At 58.3% G+C, this 2,866-nt stretch carries 3 protein-coding genes; all 3 read left to right on the top strand.

Features of this window, described 5'->3' with window-relative positions; genetic code table 11:
- The coding region (locus AC1DWT_RS50640) for an AMP-binding enzyme (RefSeq protein ID WP_477926202.1) at positions 1–548 on the top strand (548 nt) is incomplete at its 5' end.
- Between the two features lie 74 nt (positions 549–622).
- On the top strand, positions 623–2,041 hold the full coding sequence (locus AC1DWT_RS50635; RefSeq protein WP_477926201.1) for an aldehyde dehydrogenase family protein: 1,419 nt from the start codon (positions 623–625) through the stop codon (positions 2,039–2,041).
- Between the two features lie 57 nt (positions 2,042–2,098).
- Entirely contained in the window at positions 2,099–2,509 is a 411-nt protein-coding gene (locus tag AC1DWT_RS50630; RefSeq protein WP_477926200.1) for a hypothetical protein, read from the top strand.
- Positions 2,510–2,866: the final 357 nt, after the last annotated feature.

Below are 2,866 nucleotides of genomic sequence, written 5' to 3'. Positions count from 1 at the left end.
ACAATGAGGTGCCCGATGGCGAAACAGGGGAATTCGCGGTGCGACCCCTGGCACCGGGTGCCATCTTCTCCGGGTATTGGGAGAACGACAGCGCAACCGTTTCGACGATCACCAATCTGTGGTATCACACAGGCGACTACGGCCGTAAAACTCCGGAGGGGGCATTCGCATTCGTAGATCGGAAGAAGGATGCGATGAGGCGACGTGGCGAGAATGTGTCGTCAATCGAGCTGGAAGTTGCCATCCGGCAGCACCCTCTGGTTGATGAAGTCGCTGTACACGCCGTGGCCTCGCCGATGACGGAAGACGACATCAAGGCGTGCATCGTCGCACGGGGGGAGCGCCCCGAGCCCGGCGAACTGTTGAAGTACTTCGAAACGCATCTACCGTACTTCTGCATCCCCAGGTTCATCGAGTTCTTTGATGAGCTGCCCGTTAACGGTGTTGGACGTGTTCTCAAACATCAACTTCGCGAGAGGGCATTGGGAGTCGGCACGATCGACCTGACCGGTGACAGGTATTCCCTGTCCAGGGAGAAGCGTCGCTAGGTGGAAGTGCTGTAGATCGGCCCACCAGCAATCTTGGTTTTGTCTCTTTAGAATAAACGACTCTGGGAGTTTTCATGGAAATGACAATCGGCGGTCAAGGTGTCTCAGGAGGTGACTATTTCGATGTAGTCAATCCCGCAACCGGCGACGTGTATGCGCAGGCGCCAGTCTGTACCGCAGCTCAGTTGGACCGGGCGATGGACGCTGCGTCGAAGGCTCAACTCGAATGGCGCAAAGACGAGGACTTCCGCCGGGAAAGGCTGCAGGAGTTGTCTGCTGCGGTCATGGATGCCGCGCCGGAACTGGCCGAGATCCTCGCGAACGAAAATGGAAAGACGCTCGATCTGGGCGGCGTGGAAGCGATGTCGGGTGCTGCCTGGCTCGACTATTACGCCAATGTAGAGCGGCCACGAGAAGTGATCCGTGATGATGACGGTGCCCATACGGAGATTGTGCGGCGCCCCCTCGGGGTGGTCGCGGGAATCACTCCGTGGAACGTTCCCGTCGCGATGGCCTTCTTCAAGCTCGCGCCGGCGCTGCGGGCCGGTAACACGATGGTGCTGAAGCCATCACCCTTCACTCCCATCTCGACATTGCGCATTGGCGAGATCGCAAGTGAGATTTTGCCACCCGGCGTCTTCAATGTCGTTACCGGAGGGGACGAACTCGGTGCTTGGATGACTGAGCATCCTGTACCGAGGAAGATCTCGTTTACAGGATCGGTGGCGACGGGAAAGCACGTTTATCGCTCCGCTGCAGCGGATCTCAAGCGGGTCACTCTAGAACTCGGCGGAAACGATGCAGCGATCGTGTTGGACGACGCTGATCCGGCGGAGATCGCAGAAGCTCTCTTCTGGGGCGCGTTCTGGAACAACGGCCAGGGGTGCATCCTCATTAAGAGGCTGTACGTGCCACGTTCAATCTATGACGGTGTGGTCGAGGCGCTCTCCGAGATAGCTAAACGGATTGTCGTTGGTGATCCGCTCGGTGAGGAAACGCAGCTTGGGGCATTGGCGAATCGGCCTCAGTTCGAACGAGTCAGCGGGTTGGTGGAAGACGCTCTCAAGAGCGGTGCAAAGGCGACCGCAGGGGGAAGGCCGGTTGGCGGACCTGGAGTCTTCTATGAGCCGACCATCTTGGCCGGTGCGGTCGACGGCATGCGAATCGTCGACGAAGAGCAATTTGGACCCGCCTTGCCCGTCATACCGTACGACGATGTGAACGATGTGATCGCAAGGGTGAACGCAGGGCAGTTCGGGCTCGGCGGGTCCATCTGGTCTCCGGATATCGACCGTGCCTCGGCCCTGGCAAGCCAACTCGATGTCGGAACTGCATGGGTTAACTCGCATGCGGTACTTGCGACAAACGCGCCCTTCGGAGGCGTCAAGTGGAGCGGTATCGGCGTCGAACACGGTCCCTGGGGGCTCAACGACTTGTCGAGCATCCAGGTGCTCCATCGCAACAAAGGCAAGACCGCACCAGGTGCGCTCTGAATCACCTACCTGGGACGAACACGTTCAGCAACGACATCTATGTGAAAGGAAAATGCAATGCCATTGTTCTCATCTACTGAGGAAGCCGCGGCTACTCTCGGTAAGTTCGTCGAGAATGTCGCCGTCGACCCCGAACTGAAAGCCAAATGGGTTTCATCGAATGTAGCGTTCCGCATGAACTACACGGACCCCGAGTTGGTCATCGTCCTTGACGCATCCCAGGATCCGCCGGTCGTGCGGCAAGGCGATGCTGCAAAGGCATCTGACGTCGAGATCGAGCTGTTCATGGACACTGACACCGGCCATAAGTTCTGGCTTGGTGATCTGAATGTTCCGATGGCACTCGCACGGAGGAAGATCAAAGTGAAGGGACCGGTGGGCAAGCTCCTCCAGTTGCTGCCGGCCATGCAGCCTGCCTTCATCAAGTACAACGAGTACCTTGCTGCACAGGGATTCGACCGGAAGTAGTCGTCAGGCCGGCGGGACAGGTCTCACATTGCTGGTGGCAACGACAGCACTATCGGCCACCAGCGCCGTGGAGCGAGTTCAGGCGTCGTTCGACGCAGGTGGGTTCAGTGCCGCGACCTGAGCACCGCGGGACTTGAGGTCAGCGCCCCTTTGCGCATGGTGACCTATCGACACCACCCACTGTTGGAACCCTTAGACGAAGGCTGGGATCGGGCCCGAAAAAGATCGGGTCTTGATGCCTGCTTGTGGACGTCGATGAGATCGCCAGCGTCGGTCCGGCTCTGGATGATCGAAGCAAGTATGAAGATCCGTTACAAATGTATGAGTGTCCGATGATTGCAAGGAGTATCCATGTCC

This window comes from Rhodococcus sp. P4_B6, from assembly GCF_056402215.1.
Note: the sequence above shows the minus strand (reverse complement) of the source record. Positions and strands in the feature narration are given on the sequence as shown.